At 62.1% G+C, this 14,606-nt stretch carries 16 protein-coding genes; 9 read left to right on the top strand and 7 right to left on the bottom strand.

The window, feature by feature from the left end; all coding sequences use genetic code 11:
* The first annotated feature begins 110 nt into the window (after window positions 1-110).
* The 3 genes from glyA to ribD are packed head-to-tail and all read left to right on the top strand — an operon-like array spanning window position 111 to window position 2,955.
* Window positions 111-1,370, top strand: coding sequence for a serine hydroxymethyltransferase (glyA, locus tag AW06_RS05065; protein WP_034946592.1), 1,260 nt, complete (start codon window positions 111-113; stop codon window positions 1,368-1,370).
* Window positions 1,367-1,849, top strand: a complete 483-nt coding sequence (gene nrdR / locus AW06_RS05060) for a transcriptional regulator NrdR (protein WP_034946590.1) — start codon at window positions 1,367-1,369, stop codon at window positions 1,847-1,849. Before glyA ends, nrdR begins: the two co-directional genes overlap by 4 nt.
* 35 nt (window positions 1,850-1,884) lie before the next feature.
* Window positions 1,885-2,955, top strand: a complete 1,071-nt coding sequence (gene ribD, locus AW06_RS05055; protein ID WP_171047321.1) for a bifunctional diaminohydroxyphosphoribosylaminopyrimidine deaminase/5-amino-6-(5-phosphoribosylamino)uracil reductase RibD — start codon at window positions 1,885-1,887, stop codon at window positions 2,953-2,955.
* Here ribD and AW06_RS05050 read toward each other — a convergent pair.
* The 4 genes from AW06_RS05050 to AW06_RS05035 are packed head-to-tail and all read right to left on the bottom strand — an operon-like array spanning window position 2,948 to window position 6,938.
* Complete coding sequence (locus AW06_RS05050; RefSeq protein WP_034946585.1) at window positions 2,948-3,700, bottom strand: HesA/MoeB/ThiF family protein; 753 nt, start codon at window positions 3,698-3,700, stop codon at window positions 2,948-2,950. The two genes, ribD and AW06_RS05050, sit on opposite strands and share 8 nt — an antisense overlap.
* Window positions 3,701-3,710: 10 nt before the next feature.
* On the bottom strand, window positions 3,711-4,136 hold the full coding sequence (locus tag AW06_RS05045) for a hypothetical protein (protein WP_034946582.1): 426 nt from the start codon (window positions 4,134-4,136) through the stop codon (window positions 3,711-3,713).
* Window positions 4,137-4,159: 23 nt separating this feature from the next.
* Entirely contained in the window at window positions 4,160-5,572 is a 1,413-nt protein-coding gene (locus tag AW06_RS05040) for a S41 family peptidase (RefSeq protein WP_034946579.1), read from the bottom strand.
* A gap of 22 nt (window positions 5,573-5,594) precedes the next feature.
* Window positions 5,595-6,938: a peptidoglycan DD-metalloendopeptidase family protein gene (locus AW06_RS05035; protein WP_273704397.1), complete on the bottom strand. Its 1,344-nt coding sequence runs from the start codon at window positions 6,936-6,938 to the stop codon at window positions 5,595-5,597.
* Between the two features lie 284 nt (window positions 6,939-7,222).
* Here AW06_RS05035 and AW06_RS05030 point away from each other — a divergent pair, with 284 nt between their 5' ends.
* The 6 genes from AW06_RS05030 to AW06_RS05005 all read left to right on the top strand — a co-directional run bounded on the left by AW06_RS05030 (window position 7,223) and on the right by AW06_RS05005 (window position 10,646).
* Window positions 7,223-7,531, top strand: coding sequence for a metalloregulator ArsR/SmtB family transcription factor (locus tag AW06_RS05030; RefSeq protein ID WP_046535700.1), 309 nt, complete (start codon window positions 7,223-7,225; stop codon window positions 7,529-7,531).
* 103 nt (window positions 7,532-7,634) lie between these two features.
* The gene (locus tag AW06_RS05025) at window positions 7,635-8,054 is read left to right on the top strand and encodes a rhodanese-like domain-containing protein (RefSeq protein ID WP_034946570.1); all 420 of its coding nucleotides are present in this window, start codon (window positions 7,635-7,637) and stop codon (window positions 8,052-8,054) included.
* On the top strand, window positions 8,051-8,326 hold the full coding sequence (gene grxC / locus AW06_RS05020; protein ID WP_171047322.1) for a glutaredoxin 3: 276 nt from the start codon (window positions 8,051-8,053) through the stop codon (window positions 8,324-8,326). The genes AW06_RS05025 and grxC overlap by 4 nt, the downstream gene beginning before the upstream one ends.
* Window positions 8,327-8,382: 56 nt before the next feature.
* Entirely contained in the window at window positions 8,383-8,865 is a 483-nt protein-coding gene (gene secB, locus AW06_RS05015) for a protein-export chaperone SecB (RefSeq protein ID WP_034946568.1), read from the top strand.
* A gap of 9 nt (window positions 8,866-8,874) precedes the next feature.
* Window positions 8,875-9,309, top strand: coding sequence for an SH3 domain-containing protein (locus tag AW06_RS05010; protein ID WP_034946564.1), 435 nt, complete (start codon window positions 8,875-8,877; stop codon window positions 9,307-9,309).
* Between the two features lie 215 nt (window positions 9,310-9,524).
* Window positions 9,525-10,646 carry an alkene reductase gene (locus tag AW06_RS05005; RefSeq protein WP_034946560.1) on the top strand — a complete coding sequence of 374 codons (1,122 nt, stop codon included), beginning with the start codon at window positions 9,525-9,527 and terminating at the stop codon, window positions 10,644-10,646.
* 48 nt (window positions 10,647-10,694) lie between these two features.
* On the opposite strand, the gene AW06_RS05000 is transcribed toward AW06_RS05005, so the two are convergent.
* The 3 genes from AW06_RS05000 to AW06_RS04990 form a co-directional block, all read right to left on the bottom strand.
* A complete protein-coding gene (locus AW06_RS05000; protein WP_138678127.1) occupies window positions 10,695-12,164 on the bottom strand; it encodes a hypothetical protein in 1,470 nt (489 codons plus the stop codon).
* A 12-nt stretch (window positions 12,165-12,176) separates the two neighbouring features.
* Window positions 12,177-13,157: a glycosyltransferase family 2 protein gene (locus AW06_RS04995; protein WP_273704396.1), complete on the bottom strand. Its 981-nt coding sequence runs from the start codon at window positions 13,155-13,157 to the stop codon at window positions 12,177-12,179.
* A gap of 263 nt (window positions 13,158-13,420) precedes the next feature.
* Entirely contained in the window at window positions 13,421-14,305 is an 885-nt protein-coding gene (locus AW06_RS04990) for a formylglycine-generating enzyme family protein (protein ID WP_273704395.1), read from the bottom strand.
* Window positions 14,306-14,606: the final 301 nt, after the last annotated feature.

The following is a 14,606-nucleotide window of genomic DNA, read 5'->3' as shown; positions in this document are numbered from 1 at the left end:
GGGCAAGCGTCGGGGTTGGCGCAGTCATGCCTCCCTGTGCTTACCGGCCAAGTCCGGGAACCGCCACGCATGCTACAATTCAAGCCTTTTCAAGGCTTGAGAGGCGCATCATGTTTTCCGAAAAAGACACCCTGGCGAAAGTGGATCCCGAGCTCTGGAGGGTCATCGAGAACGAAAATCAGCGTCAGGAAGAGCATATCGAGCTGATCGCCTCCGAAAACTATGTCAGCCGCGCGGTGATGGCCGCACAGGGTTCTCAACTGACCAACAAGTATGCCGAAGGCTATCCCGGCAAGCGCTATTACGGCGGTTGCGAGCATGTCGACGACGCCGAGCAACTGGCCATCGACCGCCTCAAGAAACTGTTTGCTGCCGAGGCCGCCAACGTTCAGGCCCATTCCGGGTCGCAGGCCAACCAGGCGGTGCTGATGGCTTTTGCCAAACCGGGCGACACCATCATGGGAATGAGTCTGGCCGAAGGCGGCCATCTCACGCACGGCATGCCACTCAACATGTCCGGCAAATGGTTCAAGGTCGTGGCCTATGGTCTCGACCGGAACGAAGCAATCGACTACGCGAAGATGGAAGCGCTGGCGCGCGAGCACAAGCCGCGCATCCTGATCGCCGGCGCGTCGGCGTACTCGCTGCATATCGACTTCGAGCGTTTTGCCAACGTTGCCAAGGAAATCGGCGCGATCTTCATGGTCGACATGGCGCACTACGCAGGCCTGATCGCTGCCGGTTGTTATCCCAACCCGGTGCCCTACGCCGATGTCGTGACCTCGACGACGCACAAGACGCTGCGCGGCCCGCGCGGCGGCGTCATCCTGATGAAGGCCGAACATGAAAAGGCGATCAATTCGGCAATTTTCCCCGGTCTGCAGGGCGGCCCCCTGATGCACGTGATCGCTGCCAAGGCAGTCGCCTTCAAGGAGGCCCTGACGCCGGCTTTCCGTCGTTACCAGGAACAGGTGGTCGCCAACGCTCGCGTGCTATCAAGGGTGTTGGCAGATGAGCGGGGACTGCGCATCGTCTCGGGTCGAACCGAATCGCATGTCTTTCTGGTCGATCTGCGCGCCAAGAACATCACCGGCAAGGAAGCCGAGGCGCTGCTCGGCGCCGCACACATGACGGTCAACAAGAATGCCATTCCGAACGATCCCCAAAAGCCCTTCGTGACCTCGGGTATCCGCCTCGGCTCGCCGGCGATGACCACGCGCGGTTTCACCGAGATCGAATCCGAGCAGGTTGCCCACCTGATCGCCGATGTGCTCGACGCGCCCACCGACGCCGAGGTGCTGGCGAGAGTGCGCGCCGATGTCTTGAAGCTGTGCCGGAAATTCCCGGTCTATGGCGGCTTGGCGAGATGAAATGCCCGTTCTGCGGCGCTGACGAAACCGCCGTCGCCGACACCCGCATCAACGACGACGGCGACATCGTGCGGCGGCGGCGGCGCTGTCTGACCTGCGACAAGCGCTTCACGACTTATGAGCGGGCCGGTCTGCGCCTGCCGCAAGTCATCAAGAAGAACGGCTCGCGGGTCGATTTCGACCGCGAGAAGCTTGCTGCCAGTCTCTGGCTGGCGCTGCGCAAGCGACCGGTCAGCGTCGACGCCGTCGAGGCGGCGATTGCCCGCATCGAGGAAAAACTGCTGGCGCTGGGCGAGCGCGAACTGGCCTCGGAGAAACTGGGTGAAATGGTCATGCGCGAGCTGAAGAAACTCGACAAGGTCGCCTACGTCCGCTTTGCCTCGGTGTATCGGAATTTCGAGGACGTAGACGAGTTCTCCAAGGTCATTCGCGAGGTTTCCCCCGAAGTGCCGCATCCTACGCAACCACTCGGCCGTTGATGGCACCGGCGTTCAGCGCGGCGGATCACCAATGCATGGCGCTTGCGCTTCGTCTTGCCGAGCGCGGCCTGTACACCACGACGCCCAATCCGCGCGTCGGCTGTGTCATCGTTAACGCCGGACAGGTTGTCGGTGAAGGCTGGCATGTGCGAGCCGGGGCGGAGCATGCCGAAGTTCACGCCTTGCAGGCCGCTGGCGAGAAAGCGCGCGGAGCGACCGCGTATGTCACCCTCGAACCCTGCAGTCACCACGGCCGAACGCCTCCCTGCACCGCTGCCCTGCTGGCCGCCGGGGTGACCAGAGTGGTCGCCGCGATGCAGGACCCCAATCCGCTGGTCGCCGGGCAGGGGCTGGCCAGCCTGCGCGCGGCCGGACTGCTGGCCGAATGTGGCTTGCTGGCTGTCGAGGCGCACGAGATCAATATCGGTTTCGTCGCACGCATGACACGTTCCCGGCCATGGCTGCGGCTGAAGCTGGCGGCCAGCCTCGATGGCAGGACGGCGCTGCAGAATGGTGCCAGCCAGTGGCTGACCGGCCCAGCGGCACGGCAGGATGGCCATCGCTGGCGAGCGCGCGCCTGCGCGATCTTGACCGGTATCGGCACGATCCGTCACGACAATCCACAACTCAATGTGCGCGGGGTGGACAACCTGGTCGGGGCATTGCGTCAGCCCTTGAAGGTGGTCGTTGACAGCCGCCTCGAACTGCCGCTCGACGCCAGAGTGCTCGGCGATGGCACGGTTCTGGTCGCCGCCGCTGTCGATGAACCTGCCAGGATCGCTGCTCTGCAACAGCGCGGCGCCGAAGTCGTTCTGCTGCCCGGTCCCGATGGACAGGTGGATCTGCCGGCTCTGCTCAACGAGCTCGCCCGGCGTGGCATCAACGAAGTGCATGCCGAGGCCGGTGTCGGACTCAGTGGCTCGCTGCTGCGTGCGGGTCTGGTCGATGAACTGCTGCTTTATCTCGCACCCTGTCTGATCGGGGAGGTGGCACGCGGCATGTTCGACCTGCCGGCGCTCGAATCGCTGGCCGCCCGGCGCACACTCGCGATTCGTGACGTCCGTTCGCTGGGTTCCGACCTGCGCCTGCTCGCCCGATTCAGTTGAGCCCGGCACATACCGGACACTCCGGGTCCCGTCCGAACCGGATGCTGCGCCATTCCATCGACAGGCCATCGAGTAGCCAGAGACGTCCCAGCACCACCTCGCCGGATCCGGTGATCAGCTTGAGGGCTTCGGCTGCCTGCATCGTGCCGATGATGCCGGTAAGCGGCGCGAATACCCCCATCGTCGCGCAGCGTTCCTCCTCGACCTCATCTGCTTCGGGAAACAGGCAGTGGTAGCAGGGAGTGCGATCGCGACCGCTATCGAATACCGCAAGCTGTCCGGCGAAGCGGATCGCCGCGCCAGAAACCAGCGCCTTACGGTGCCTGACGCAGGCCCGGTTGACCTCGTGTCGGGTGGCAAAATTGTCGCAGCAATCGAGAACCACGTCCGCATTGGCGACCAGCTCCTGCAGCGCTGCACCGGCCAGGCGGGTGCTGATCGCTTCGACCACCACTTCAGGATTGACACCCTGTAATGCGGCCTGTCCGGAGAGGGCCTTCGGCTGACCGATGCGCTCCTGCGTATGGAGAATCTGGCGCTGCAGGTTGGTGAGGTCCACCGTATCGCCGTCGGCGAGAGTGATTCGCCCAATGCCGGCCGCCGCGAGGTAAAGCGCAGCCGGTGAACCCAGCCCGCCGGCACCGACGATCAGCACTTTCGCATCGAGTATCCGCTGCTGCCCTTCGACGCCGATCTCCTCCAGCAGGATATGCCGGCTGTAGCGCAGCAACTGTCCGTCGTCCATCGACCAGGCCTTACTTGTATTCGCGCCACTCCGGCGGGGTATCGTCGTGGTCGCCGTGCGGATGACGTTCCCAGGCGTGGGTATAGGCCTCCGACTGCGAGCGTTTGAGCGGCCGCTCGGGGGTTTCGAGGTTGTGCAGTTGCGTTTCCTCGACGTAGTAGATCAGTGCGCGCATCATCTTGCTCATCAGCGTGTTGTCGAGATGGTAGCCCTGGTCTTCGAGGGTGCCTTCGAGTTCCTGCAGGCAGTGGCAGCGGAGATCATAGGCGACGCCAAGTGCACGCTGCTGTTCACGCCGTTCAATTTCCAGGTCCTCCAGCCTGCCGAGAAAGTCGCTGGCTTCGGGTACCTGACCTGGCGGGAACTTGGCAAACAGGATATTCCGCTGTTTACGGATCGCTATCGCCTTGTGCGCGGTCGCTTCTGGTCGTTTCACTTTCTCCACTCCGCAAGACGGGTTCACCGCTGGCTCTGCATGATCTGCATCCCCTTGAGAAGATTCAGCGCCTGGTTCAACTGATAGTCCTTTTTCGAAGCAATTTCACGGCTCGGAAGCTCGGAAGACTCATCGGGCTCGTCTTTCACCGCGCCGCTTCTCGTCTTGACCGGTGCGGCCTTGATGGGCGGCTTGGCGGGAGTCTCCTTGATCGCCGGGGCAGGTTCCTTGTTGTTGTCGAGGTGATGCTCGAGGTTGGCTTCCCGCAAACGTTCGGTTGAGCTGCCGTTGGCGTTCTCCTCGACGACGATGTCCGGCACGATGCCTTTAGCCTGGATTGAACGACCCGACGGGGTGAAGTAGCGAGCGGTCGTCAGCTTGATCGCGGTGTTCCCGGGCAATGGCAGGACGGTTTGCACGGAGCCTTTGCCGAAAGTCGTGGTGCCGAGGATGATCGCGCGTTTGTGGTCCTGCAGCGCACCAGCGACGATTTCGGAAGCCGAAGCAGAGCCCCCATTGACCAGCACCACCATCGGCACTTTGCGTGCATCGGATGGCAATGCCTTGATGTAATCTTCGCGGCTGCCGCGCAGATAGTCTGCTGGCGAGGCGGAAAAGCGGTGCTTGGCATCGGGGGTGCGTCCATCGGTCGAGGTGACCAGGATATCCGGAGGCAGGAAGGCCGCCGAGACGCCGACTGCGCTGTTGAGCAGACCGCCGGGATCATTGCGCAGATCGAGTACCAGGCCCTTCAGTGAACCAGGCTTGAATAGATCACCCAGATGCTTCACCACTGCGGCGCCGGTATTCTCCTGAAAAGAAGTGATGCGCAGATAACCATAGCCGCCCTCGAGGAGTTTCGACTTGACGCTCTGGACCTTGATCACTTCGCGCACCAGCGTGATGTCCAGCGGTTTGGCTTCACCCTTGCGGATGATCGACAGCCTGATCTGGGATTTCGGCTTGCCGCGCATGCGCTTGACCGCTTCGCTCAGGGTCAGCCCCTTGACCAAGGTGTCGTCGATCTTGAAAATCAGGTCGCCGGGTTTCACCCCGGCGCGATAGGCAGGGGTGTCTTCAATCGGCGAGATCACCTTGACCAGACCGTCTTCCATGCCCACTTCGATGCCGATGCCGCCGAACTCTCCTTGTGTGCCGACCTGCAGATCCTTGAAGGCGTCGGCATCCAGGTAACTCGAGTGCGGATCGAGGTTGGAGAGCATGCCGCTGATGGCATGTGTAATCAGCTTCTTGTCGTCCACCGGCTCGACATAGCCGGTCTTGATGGCATTGAACACCTCGGCAAACGTGCGCAGTTCCTCAACAGGCAGACTGGCGCGCATCTCCTTGTCGGCAATCGCCGAAAACTGCAGGCTGATCAGAACGCCACCCACGACCCCGGCACAAACCAGCCCGGCCTGTTTCAACTTACCCATTTGTCTCACTCCAGTCTGCACCTCATTTCGGGCTAACCCAAACCAGCGGATTGAGCGGTTTCCCTTGGTGACGAAGCTCAAAGTATAAACCGGATTCAGGATTCCCACCGCTGTTGCCCACTGTGGCGATCGCTTCGCCGTTCTGCACCTCGTCGCCGACCTGTTTGCGCAGCGCATCGTTGTTGGCATAGATCGACAGATAACCGCCGCCATGGTCAATGATCAGCAAATTGCCAAAGCCGCGCATCCACTCGGCAAAAACCACCCGCCCGGCAGCGATGCTCCGGACCTCGCTGCCGGCGCTGGCAAGAATGAACAGACCTTTCCAGGTGCTGCCCTCCTGTCGCGGAGCGCCAAATCGATTGCTGATCGAGCCGCGCGTCGGCAGTCGCAGTTGCCCTTTCATGCTGGCAAGCCTATCGGCGACCGGCGGTGGATTCTCGGCGCGGACCTCCGGCGCTGCTGCGCCGCCTGCCGGATCTTCATCTGCGGGCGGCCCGGCACGCGCAGACATCTCCTGGTTGGCTGGCGGTGTTCGCGACAGCTTCTCCTGGGGCGCCCCCTGCCGCGGCGACTCGCGCCGATGCGCTGCCCGCAGCGCTTCCCGGCGAGCCTCCCGCGCTTCGGCTGCCCTGGCAGCGATGATTTTCGACAGTCGGTCGACGAGTTCCGTCAGGCGTTTTTCGTCGCGTTGCAGATTGCCGATCTCGCGTCGCTGTACCGCGATTTGCGTTGATATCTTGTCAAGCATCGCCTGGCGCTGCTGGCGCTGGGCAAGCAGTCTGGCATGTTCTTCCTTCTGCCGGGCCTCGCTGGCGGATAATAGCGCGGTCTGCTGGCGGGTCTCGGAAACGATCGTCTGCTTGCGTTGCAGGGTAGCCTCGACCTCGCGCAGAATCTGTCCGCGCGCCCGGCCAATGGCCTCGAGATAGTGGAAATCGCGAGCCAGCTGATTGGGGTCGCCCCCGTTGAGAAACAGTCGCAAAGGGTCCGGGGTGCCGCGCAGGTATTGCCGGTAGAGCAGCTTTTCCAGTTGCGTCTGCTGTATGCTCAGCGTCCTTTCGAGTTCTCGAGACTGGCTACCGAGATCCTGCAACTTGGCCTGCAGCTTGTCGATCTGTGCCGTCAACCCGTGCAGTTCGCGCTGGGTGGACGAGATGGCCCGCTCGACATCCTGCAACTGATCGATGGCATCTCGGCGCGATCCTTCGGCGCTGGCCATTTCCTTGCGCAGCGTATCGATCTGGGAACGCAGCGATTTCAGGTCGTCCTGACGTTCTGCGACTTCGCTCAGCGACGCCGCAGCCGTCTCCCTGACGTTCTGGCCGCTGCTGGCGGTTCCACCGAACGCCAGCAGTGCAGACATGATCAGCACTGCGACGGGCAGCCAGCGCCAGGGATGCATTGCAGTCCGCCCGGCATCGGCCGTGACGACGGTCGACCTTGTTTCGCCGCGAGCGATGGTGCAGGAGGGAAATGAATGCTTTCTCGTCAATGAGCGGCACATGCCATGCTGAAACCCGGGCAAGTTTGCAATAACCTTCCAGGGGTGATTTTTGTCACGCTGCCCAGGATTGGCGGTGTTCTCCAGCAGTCAGGGTTTTGCTCTATAATAGCCGATTATATGATAATTGAAGAGTCGGTCATATCGTGCCTATCCGGACCAGTATCATCGACAAGCAGGAACATATTGAGCAGGCGGCACGTGCGCTGAAGTCGATATCACATCCATTGCGCCTCAAGATACTGTGCGTGATTGGCGATCAGGATATTTGTGTACAAGAGATCGTCGAAGCGGTAGGCACTTCGCAAAGCAACATTTCCCAGCACCTTGCCATCCTTCGTGAAAAGGGCGTTCTGCTCGCGCGCAAGGACGCCAATCGGGTTTACTATCGTGTCGGCGACGCCCGCACACTGCAGTTGATTGGCATGATGCGCGAGGTTTTTTGCGGAGATTGAAGCAAAATGAGGCAATGGTCACGCCAGCGACGCACGCCCATGCTTTTCCTGCCTTGTTTTGCTGGTTTCTTCTATTTGGACCTGTCAGTTTCTGGAGTTTCAGTTGGAATTCATTCAACAGAACATTTTACTGGTGACCGTTGCCGTGGTCAGTGGCGCGATGCTGCTGGCGCTTTCGGTGCGTCGTCCCGGAAGCGCGAACTCGCTCACGCCGACGCAGGCCACCCTGCTGATCAACCGCGAGAATGCACAGCTGATCGACATTCGCGAGCCCAATGAGTACGTTTCCGGGCACCTCAGCGACTCGCGCAATATTCCTTCGGAATCACTCGCGGAACGTGCCGGCGAACTGGAACAGTTCAAGGACACGCCGGTGATCCTGGTCTGCCAGTCCGGCGCCCGTTCTTCCGCTGCCTGCTCGACACTGGCCAAGCTTGGTTTCTCCAAGGTGCACTCGCTCGCAGGCGGTACGGTGGCGTGGGTCGAGGCCGGTCTGCCGCTCAAGAAAGGAGCTCGCAAATGACCGCCATGCCGCGTGTGCTGATGTACTCGACGGCCGTTTGTCCCTACTGCATTCGCGCCGAACAACTGTTGCGTGCCCGTGGCGTCGTGGACATCGAGAAAGTGCGTATCGATCTTGATCCCAAGCGCCGTGCCGAAATGCTGGAAAGGACGGCCAGGCGCACCGTTCCACAGATTTACATTGGCGAAACGCATGTCGGAGGTTCCGACGAACTCATTGCACTCGACCGTGCGGGCAAATTGACGCCCTTACTTGCGGGTGAAGGCATCTGACACCCATTTCCCCGAGCTTTACCCACCCATCTCACGACAAAGGTTAGAGAATTACCATGAGCGAACAGGAAACTCCCGCGCAAGACAACCCGGTCTTTGCGATCGAAAAGCTCTACATCAAGGATTTGTCCGTTGAAGTACCCAATGCGCCACAGATTTTTCTTGAGCGCGAAGCTCCCAAGGTCAGCATCCAGTTACAGACCAATGCCCAGGGTATCGGAGAGGGCGTCTTCGAAGTGACCTTGACAACCACCGTGACCTCCAAAATCGAAGAGAAGACGGTGTTTCTTGTCGAGGTGGGTCAGGCCGGCATCTTCCGCATCCAGAACGTTCCCAACGAGAACATGGAACCCCTGCTGTCGATTGCCTGCCCCAACATTCTTTTCCCCTACGCTCGCGAAGTCGTTTCCGATGCCGTGATCCGCGCCGGTTTCCCGCCGGTCCTGTTGCAGCCGGTCAATTTCGAGGCTCTGTACCTGTCTCGTTTGCAGCAACAGGAAGCCGCGAAGGATGCAGCGAGCGCCGCCACGATCCAGTAAGGAGCGTCGATGAAGCGGCTGCTGGGCTTGCTGCTGGGCGCAGGACTTGCCGTACCGGCACTAGCGATTGAATATCGAACCGTCAACATTGCGACGGTGCTCTACGATGCGCCATCGCTAAGAGGCAGCAAGCTTTTCGTGATCAGGCGGGGCACGCCAGTCGAGTTGGTGGTCAACCTCGAGGGATGGTCGAAGGTACGCGATGCCGACGGCGGGTTGGCGTGGATCGAGGCTGCGGCCCTCGTCAAGCGGCGTTCGGTCATCGTCACGGTTGCGCGCGCCCAGGTCCGGCAAAATGCCGACGAGGCCGCAGCCCTCGTCTTCGAAGCGGAAAAGAACGTTTCTCTTGAGTATCTCGAAACTTCTCCCGGCGGCTGGGTCAAGGTGCGCCATCGCGAGGGACAGACAGGCTTCGTCCGCGTCAACCAGATCTGGGGTTTCTGAAGCGCCGCCCTCTTTGTCGTAGACCAAACAAGTTGCGGAACCCACGCTTCCGAGGTCACCTTCAGTACCCGCCGCAGCCATCCATCCGAAACCTCGGGGCGTCATGATTCCTGCGCAATGCATCTTGGAAGCTCCCGCGCCTGGCAGCGGATCGATTCAATGGCGCGGAATTTGCTCCATACGGTGCAAAGGCTCCCATTGGAGGTACATCAAACATGTCCAGGAAATTATTTTCTCGCTATTCGCTCGCCAGCCTGGTGCTGCCGAACCGTATCGTGATGGCGCCGATGAATCGCAACCGCGCCACAGACTCACAGCTTGCAGCATCCGCAATGACCGCCAGGTACTACGCACAGCGTGCCTCGGCAGGCCTGATCATCGCCGAGGGAACGCCGGTGTCGCCGCAGGCACGCGGTTGCGCCTGCACGCCGGGGATTTACAGTACCGCCCAGATCGCTGGCTGGCGACAAGTCACCACGGCGGTGCATGATCAGGGCGGGCGTATCTACCTGCAGCTCTGGCACGTCGGACGCGTCGGTCATTGCGGCCTGCGCGCCGACGCTTCGCCACCCGTGGGCCCAAGTACGATCGCGCTGCACAACGACCGGGTGCCGGTCCTCGATGGCGGCAAGGAGCCGGTGCTGCAGCCCTGCGATCCACCGCGCGCGCTGCGGACCGAGGAAGTCAGGGCAATCGTCGTGGACTTTGCCCGTGCTGCACGGAACGCGATGGCGGCGGGCTTCGACGGCGTCGAGATCCATGCCGCGAACGGTTATCTGTTCGATCAGTTCCGCTGCCCTTATCTGAACGACCGTGCCGACGCCTATGGTGGCGCCACTCACAAACGTTGGCGATTTCTCCTGGAAACCACGGCTGCGGTCGCCGAGGCCATCGGCAGCGAGCGCGTCGGGGTTCGCATCTCGCCGCTGGGGACAGCGCACGAAATGCAACCGGACCCGGCGCCATTGTTCACCTATGGTTATCTGGCCTGTCAGCTGGACCAGCTGGGTATCCGCTATCTGCACGTCTATGACCAGTCGGGGAACTGGATACACGATCCACAGAGCGATCTGCTCCAGCACTTGCGCGCCTGCTATTCCGGCACGATGATTCTCTGTGGCGGCTTCGACCGCGAGCGGGCAGAAGCTGCGCTGCGAAACGACTGTGGCGACCTGATCGCCTTTGGCAAACACTTCATCGCCAACCCTGACCTCGTCGAACGCTTGCGCATCGGCGCGCCACTGGCGCACTGGAACGCGTCGACGATTTACAAGGGGGGTGCGCAGGGCTACATTGATTACCCGACGCTGCAGGAGGAAGCGCACAGCGAACGCTGAGTATTGGCGGGCGACGTATGCGCCACGCAGTCGTCCGCCGGACCGCCCTCAATCGCCGATCACCAGGACGGCATCGCCCTTGCGATTTGCGAACCGGCTCAGCACCTGCTTGTGTTGCTGCGCCATCCAGCGTTGCAGCGCGGCGTCTCCGGGCTTGTCGATGAGGACGAAATAGCGGAAGTTCGGAGCCTGCTCGGCACTCATCGCCTGTTCGCGATCGAACGGCATGTAGGGATAGCCCCGGCCCGCGTAATAGGCCAGCCGTGAGTCCTCATAGAATATCGCATCAGCGGGATGGGTGTGTTGCGATAGCCAGGCGCCGGCTTCGAGGTAATGCGTTTTCTTCGGGGCAAACGAAACGACGTTCTGCAACATCACCATCAGGGACACGGCCACGAGGATTTTCGCAAGGCGTGGGAAATCCCTGGCAAAAGACACCACGAACACGGTCAGCAAGGGAACGGCCAGCAGATTCAGGAAGCTGACGTAACGCGAGTTGATGAATCGCTCCTGTACGAAGAAGATCAGCAGCAGGCCAAAATAAATGAGCCAGGCCCAGGCCATCGGCCTGAGCTTGTGCCAGAACTCGCCGACGCCACGCCAGCCCGGCCGATACAGCAGGGTCAGGGCGAAAGGCCCGCAGAGCGCGACAAACTTGCTGATCAAAGTCAGCAACAAACCGAAGAAGACGATGCGCCGGGCATCATCTGCAGAGTACTTCGCCAGAGCCACTTCGGCAAACCTGCTGGCCATCAGATCGAAGCGCGCCAGGAAATTCTGTGGACTCACCAGAGACAGGACGTAGTCGACACGTTCCTGCGCAAGCGCATGCCCGGAAAGCAGCCAGACCACCGCGACCAGCAGTCCGGCCAGCGGCAGGAGATTGATCTGCAGCAGCCGTATCCAGGCCTGGCGTGTTTTCAGATCGGCCAGCAGGCAAAGCACCAGCGCCGGATAAAGGAGAACCGCCTCGATGCGAAACAGCACCGCGGCGACGATGGCCAGTTGCAGCAGCAGCGCGCGCAGCCAGCCGGCGCGTTCCAGCCAGCGCAGCGCCAGCCACAGCGCCAGGGTACAGAAAAACCAGAATCCGAACTCCCGGATGATGTCGTAGCGCAAGTGGTTGAAGGCAGGAATCGACAACACCACCAGGCAAGCCCAATAGCCGCTGCCGATCACGAAGCGTTGCGTGATCGCCACCAGCAGGGCGCAGGTCCCCGCCATCAGGAAAGCGCACCACAGGTAGGCCGCAAGTTCCAGCGAAATGCCCAAGAGCCGCTGCGTCGCCGCCAGCAACAGGGAAAACCAGGGCCAGCTGAACAGCTCGAAGGCCACTCGCGGGCCCTGCTCGACAATCTGCTGGCTGACATACAGGTAACGCGCCGCGTCCTTGGCAAGGGTCACCGTGCCGGCAACGGCAAGCAGCGAAAGCAGCAAGCTGCCGAAAAACGCGAGCTGCGCTGGCGAAACCCGCGGCAGCGCGGTCACCCCATCAGCCCTCAACCAGTTCAAGTACATAGAGGACACTCCTCACAGCCCTGCCAGCAAGCGCAGAGCCTTGCGCAGGTGGCGCCCACGCAGGGCCTGCCAGGGACTCAGGCGAAAGGCATCACGGTAATAGTGCCTGGCCGTCGAGCGCTCGCCAGCCAGCAGGGCGGTGCGAAACAGGGACAGATAGCGCTGCGCCTGGTAACGTCGGCGCAGCGATTGACATTCGGGAGGCAGCCCGGCAAAGACTTCGGAGACCATCGCGCGCGCGCGCTCTTCTTCATCATCGCGCTGGTGGCGCAGGCTGTCCGGGTGTTTGTGGATGCGCGCCAGCGGTTCACAGGTGACGACGACCGGGGCGCTGACCAGAAGATGCGCGAAAACCGCAACGTCTTCACCGCCGCGCAGGTTTTCCGGGTAGGGTCTTTGCAGGAGCAGATCGCGGCGAAACAGCGAACAGCCATGCGAAATCGACACGCGCTTTTCGAGCAGATAGCGTTTGGCCAGTTCACGTGCGGAAGCAGGCGGCACCGGCTTCGGCAGGCGCAGGCGCTGGCGACCGTCCGGGTAAACCGAAACCTGTGCGCCGAGCAGCATGCCCGCCGCCGGATGCTTTGCCAGCAGCGTGCGCAGACACGCCAGCGCACCCGGCAGCAACTCGTCGTCCGCGTCGAGCAGCAGCGCATAACGACCGCGTGCCGCACGAATCCCGTGATTGCGCGCCGCTGCGGCACCGGCATTGAGCTGCGCGAGGATCTGCAACTGCGGGTAGCGAGCGGCATGGCTTGCCAGAACCTCGGGGGTGGCATCGGTCGAGCCGTCATCGACGACGATCAGTTCGACATCGGCGGCCATCTGCACGAACACCGAAGCGAGCGCTCGCGGCAGCAGATGCGCGTAGTTATAGGTCGGAATGATGACACTGATCAGCGTTTCACCGGCCTGGGTCGGGGGATTGGCCTCCTGTTCGGGCTGCAGGAGTCCGTCCTCTTCGATACGGCCGGATGGATTTGTTGCAGGCAAGATCTGCCACCTCTCTGACGGGGGAGCCTGCCGAACATGGTCGGTGGCGACCCCGGCATTTTCCGCGATCTGCGCCGGGATGCAAGCCTGTGCGAGACCGGGGCTGATTCAAGACGACGCGCCAGGGCAATGCCCGGCTGATGCGGCTTGTTTTTCGACCCCCTGCCCCCAGGGAAACCGAGCCCTGCAGGGGAGAAAGCCTTGCGTCGCATACGCGACCTGCACATTCGGGCCAGCGCCTGCAGAAAGAATCACCGGCCGGGTCACGCGGGACGCGTGACCCGGCTTGCCTCCTGCTCCTGGCTGGTGGACCTCAGGGCAAAGCGGAAACCGATGAACTGGATGGCGAAGTCGGGCGCGAAGGCGTCGCGGATCGCTGAGCGGGCATCCCCGGCGTCGTTGAGCCAGGAGCCGCCGCGCACGACGCGGGGGGCAAGCCCCTCGGGGCCACGCGGATTCTCCTGCTCCGTGCCGTCATAAGTCCGCATCCCGTCGGCGCACCACTCCCAGACGTTGCCGTGCATCTCGTAGAGACCCCAGTCGTTGGGCGGAAACGATTTGACCTGAACCGTCGTCTTCCGGTTTTTGCCTTTGCTGCCGCCTGCATAAGGGTAATTGCCATCGTAATTGGCCCGCTCCGGAGTGATCGTCGCGCCGAAATGGAACGGCGTTTCGCTGCCCGCCCGACACGCGTATTCCCACTCGGCCTCGGTCGGCAATTCCGCAACGATCCCCGGCACGAGCGAAGCGAGACGGCCCAGGAAGCCACTGACCTCATCCCACGACACGTTCTCGACCGGGTTGCGCGCGTCTTTCTGGAAACGGCCCGGATTTTCCCCGCCCATAACCGCCATCCACAGCGCCTGCGTGCAGGCAGTGTCGGCAAGCCAGAAGCCGGTGGTCAAGCGCACGCGATGGCGTGGCCCTTCGTCTTTCTCTCGTTCCGGCTCGTCGTCCGGCGAGCCCATCATGAACTCGCCGGGTTCGATCCAGCGAAAACGCTGCACGACGCCAGCCAGGTCGACGTCGATCCACAGCCCGCAGGCGTCGTCGCCCCAGGCAAGCGCGCCGGCCGGCGGCAACACGGGCGGACGCCGCTCGTCTTCGGACGGGAAAGGCGTACCGACCGCAAGCGCGTCGCGCTTCATCGGGCAGCCGGGCGGTACACGGAGTCGGCGAACCTGGGGGCTGTCGGCGCCGGCATCCGCCGTTCTCGCCTACCGGCGCCCCAGGCGCCTTGCGGTTCGCCGGCACGGCAAGCCGTACCGGCAGGACGTCGCGTCTGGTCCAGGGTTTTCGGCAAGTCCATGCGGTTGGCTCCATCCCATGTGGCGTGTAGGCGTGTAGGTTGGGCTGAGCCTGCAAAGCCCAACAACCAGCATTCTTCTGTTCCCATCCTTCTCGCTCCGGGTTTGCAGTGTTGGGCTTCGCAAGCTCAGCCCAACCTAC

This window comes from Candidatus Accumulibacter cognatus (genome assembly GCF_000584975.1).
In the GTDB taxonomy this organism is placed as follows: Bacteria; Pseudomonadota; Gammaproteobacteria; order Burkholderiales; family Rhodocyclaceae; genus Accumulibacter; species Accumulibacter cognatus.
Note: the sequence above shows the minus strand (reverse complement) of the source record. Positions and strands in the feature narration are given on the sequence as shown.

Coding starts and splice junctions, on each gene's coding strand:
- nrdR (WP_034946590.1), top strand. CDS start 1,367: ATGAAATGCCCGTTCTGCGGCGCTGACGAAACCGCCGTCGCCGACACC.
- AW06_RS05000 (WP_138678127.1), bottom strand. CDS start 12,164: ATGTACTTGAACTGGTTGAGGGCTGATGGGGTGACCGCGCTGCCGCGG.
- ribD (WP_171047321.1), top strand. CDS start 1,885: ATGGCGCTTGCGCTTCGTCTTGCCGAGCGCGGCCTGTACACCACGACG.
- glyA (WP_034946592.1), top strand. CDS start 111: ATGTTTTCCGAAAAAGACACCCTGGCGAAAGTGGATCCCGAGCTCTGG.
- AW06_RS05040 (WP_034946579.1), bottom strand. CDS start 5,572: ATGGGTAAGTTGAAACAGGCCGGGCTGGTTTGTGCCGGGGTCGTGGGT.
- AW06_RS05035 (WP_273704397.1), bottom strand. CDS start 6,938: ATGTCTGCACTGCTGGCGTTCGGTGGAACCGCCAGCAGCGGCCAGAAC.
- grxC (WP_171047322.1), top strand. CDS start 8,051: ATGACCGCCATGCCGCGTGTGCTGATGTACTCGACGGCCGTTTGTCCC.
- AW06_RS05005 (WP_034946560.1), top strand. CDS start 9,525: ATGTCCAGGAAATTATTTTCTCGCTATTCGCTCGCCAGCCTGGTGCTG.
- AW06_RS05050 (WP_034946585.1), bottom strand. CDS start 3,700: ATGGACGACGGACAGTTGCTGCGCTACAGCCGGCATATCCTGCTGGAG.
- secB (WP_034946568.1), top strand. CDS start 8,383: ATGAGCGAACAGGAAACTCCCGCGCAAGACAACCCGGTCTTTGCGATC.
- AW06_RS05010 (WP_034946564.1), top strand. CDS start 8,875: ATGAAGCGGCTGCTGGGCTTGCTGCTGGGCGCAGGACTTGCCGTACCG.
- AW06_RS04990 (WP_273704395.1), bottom strand. CDS start 14,305: ATGAAGCGCGACGCGCTTGCGGTCGGTACGCCTTTCCCGTCCGAAGAC.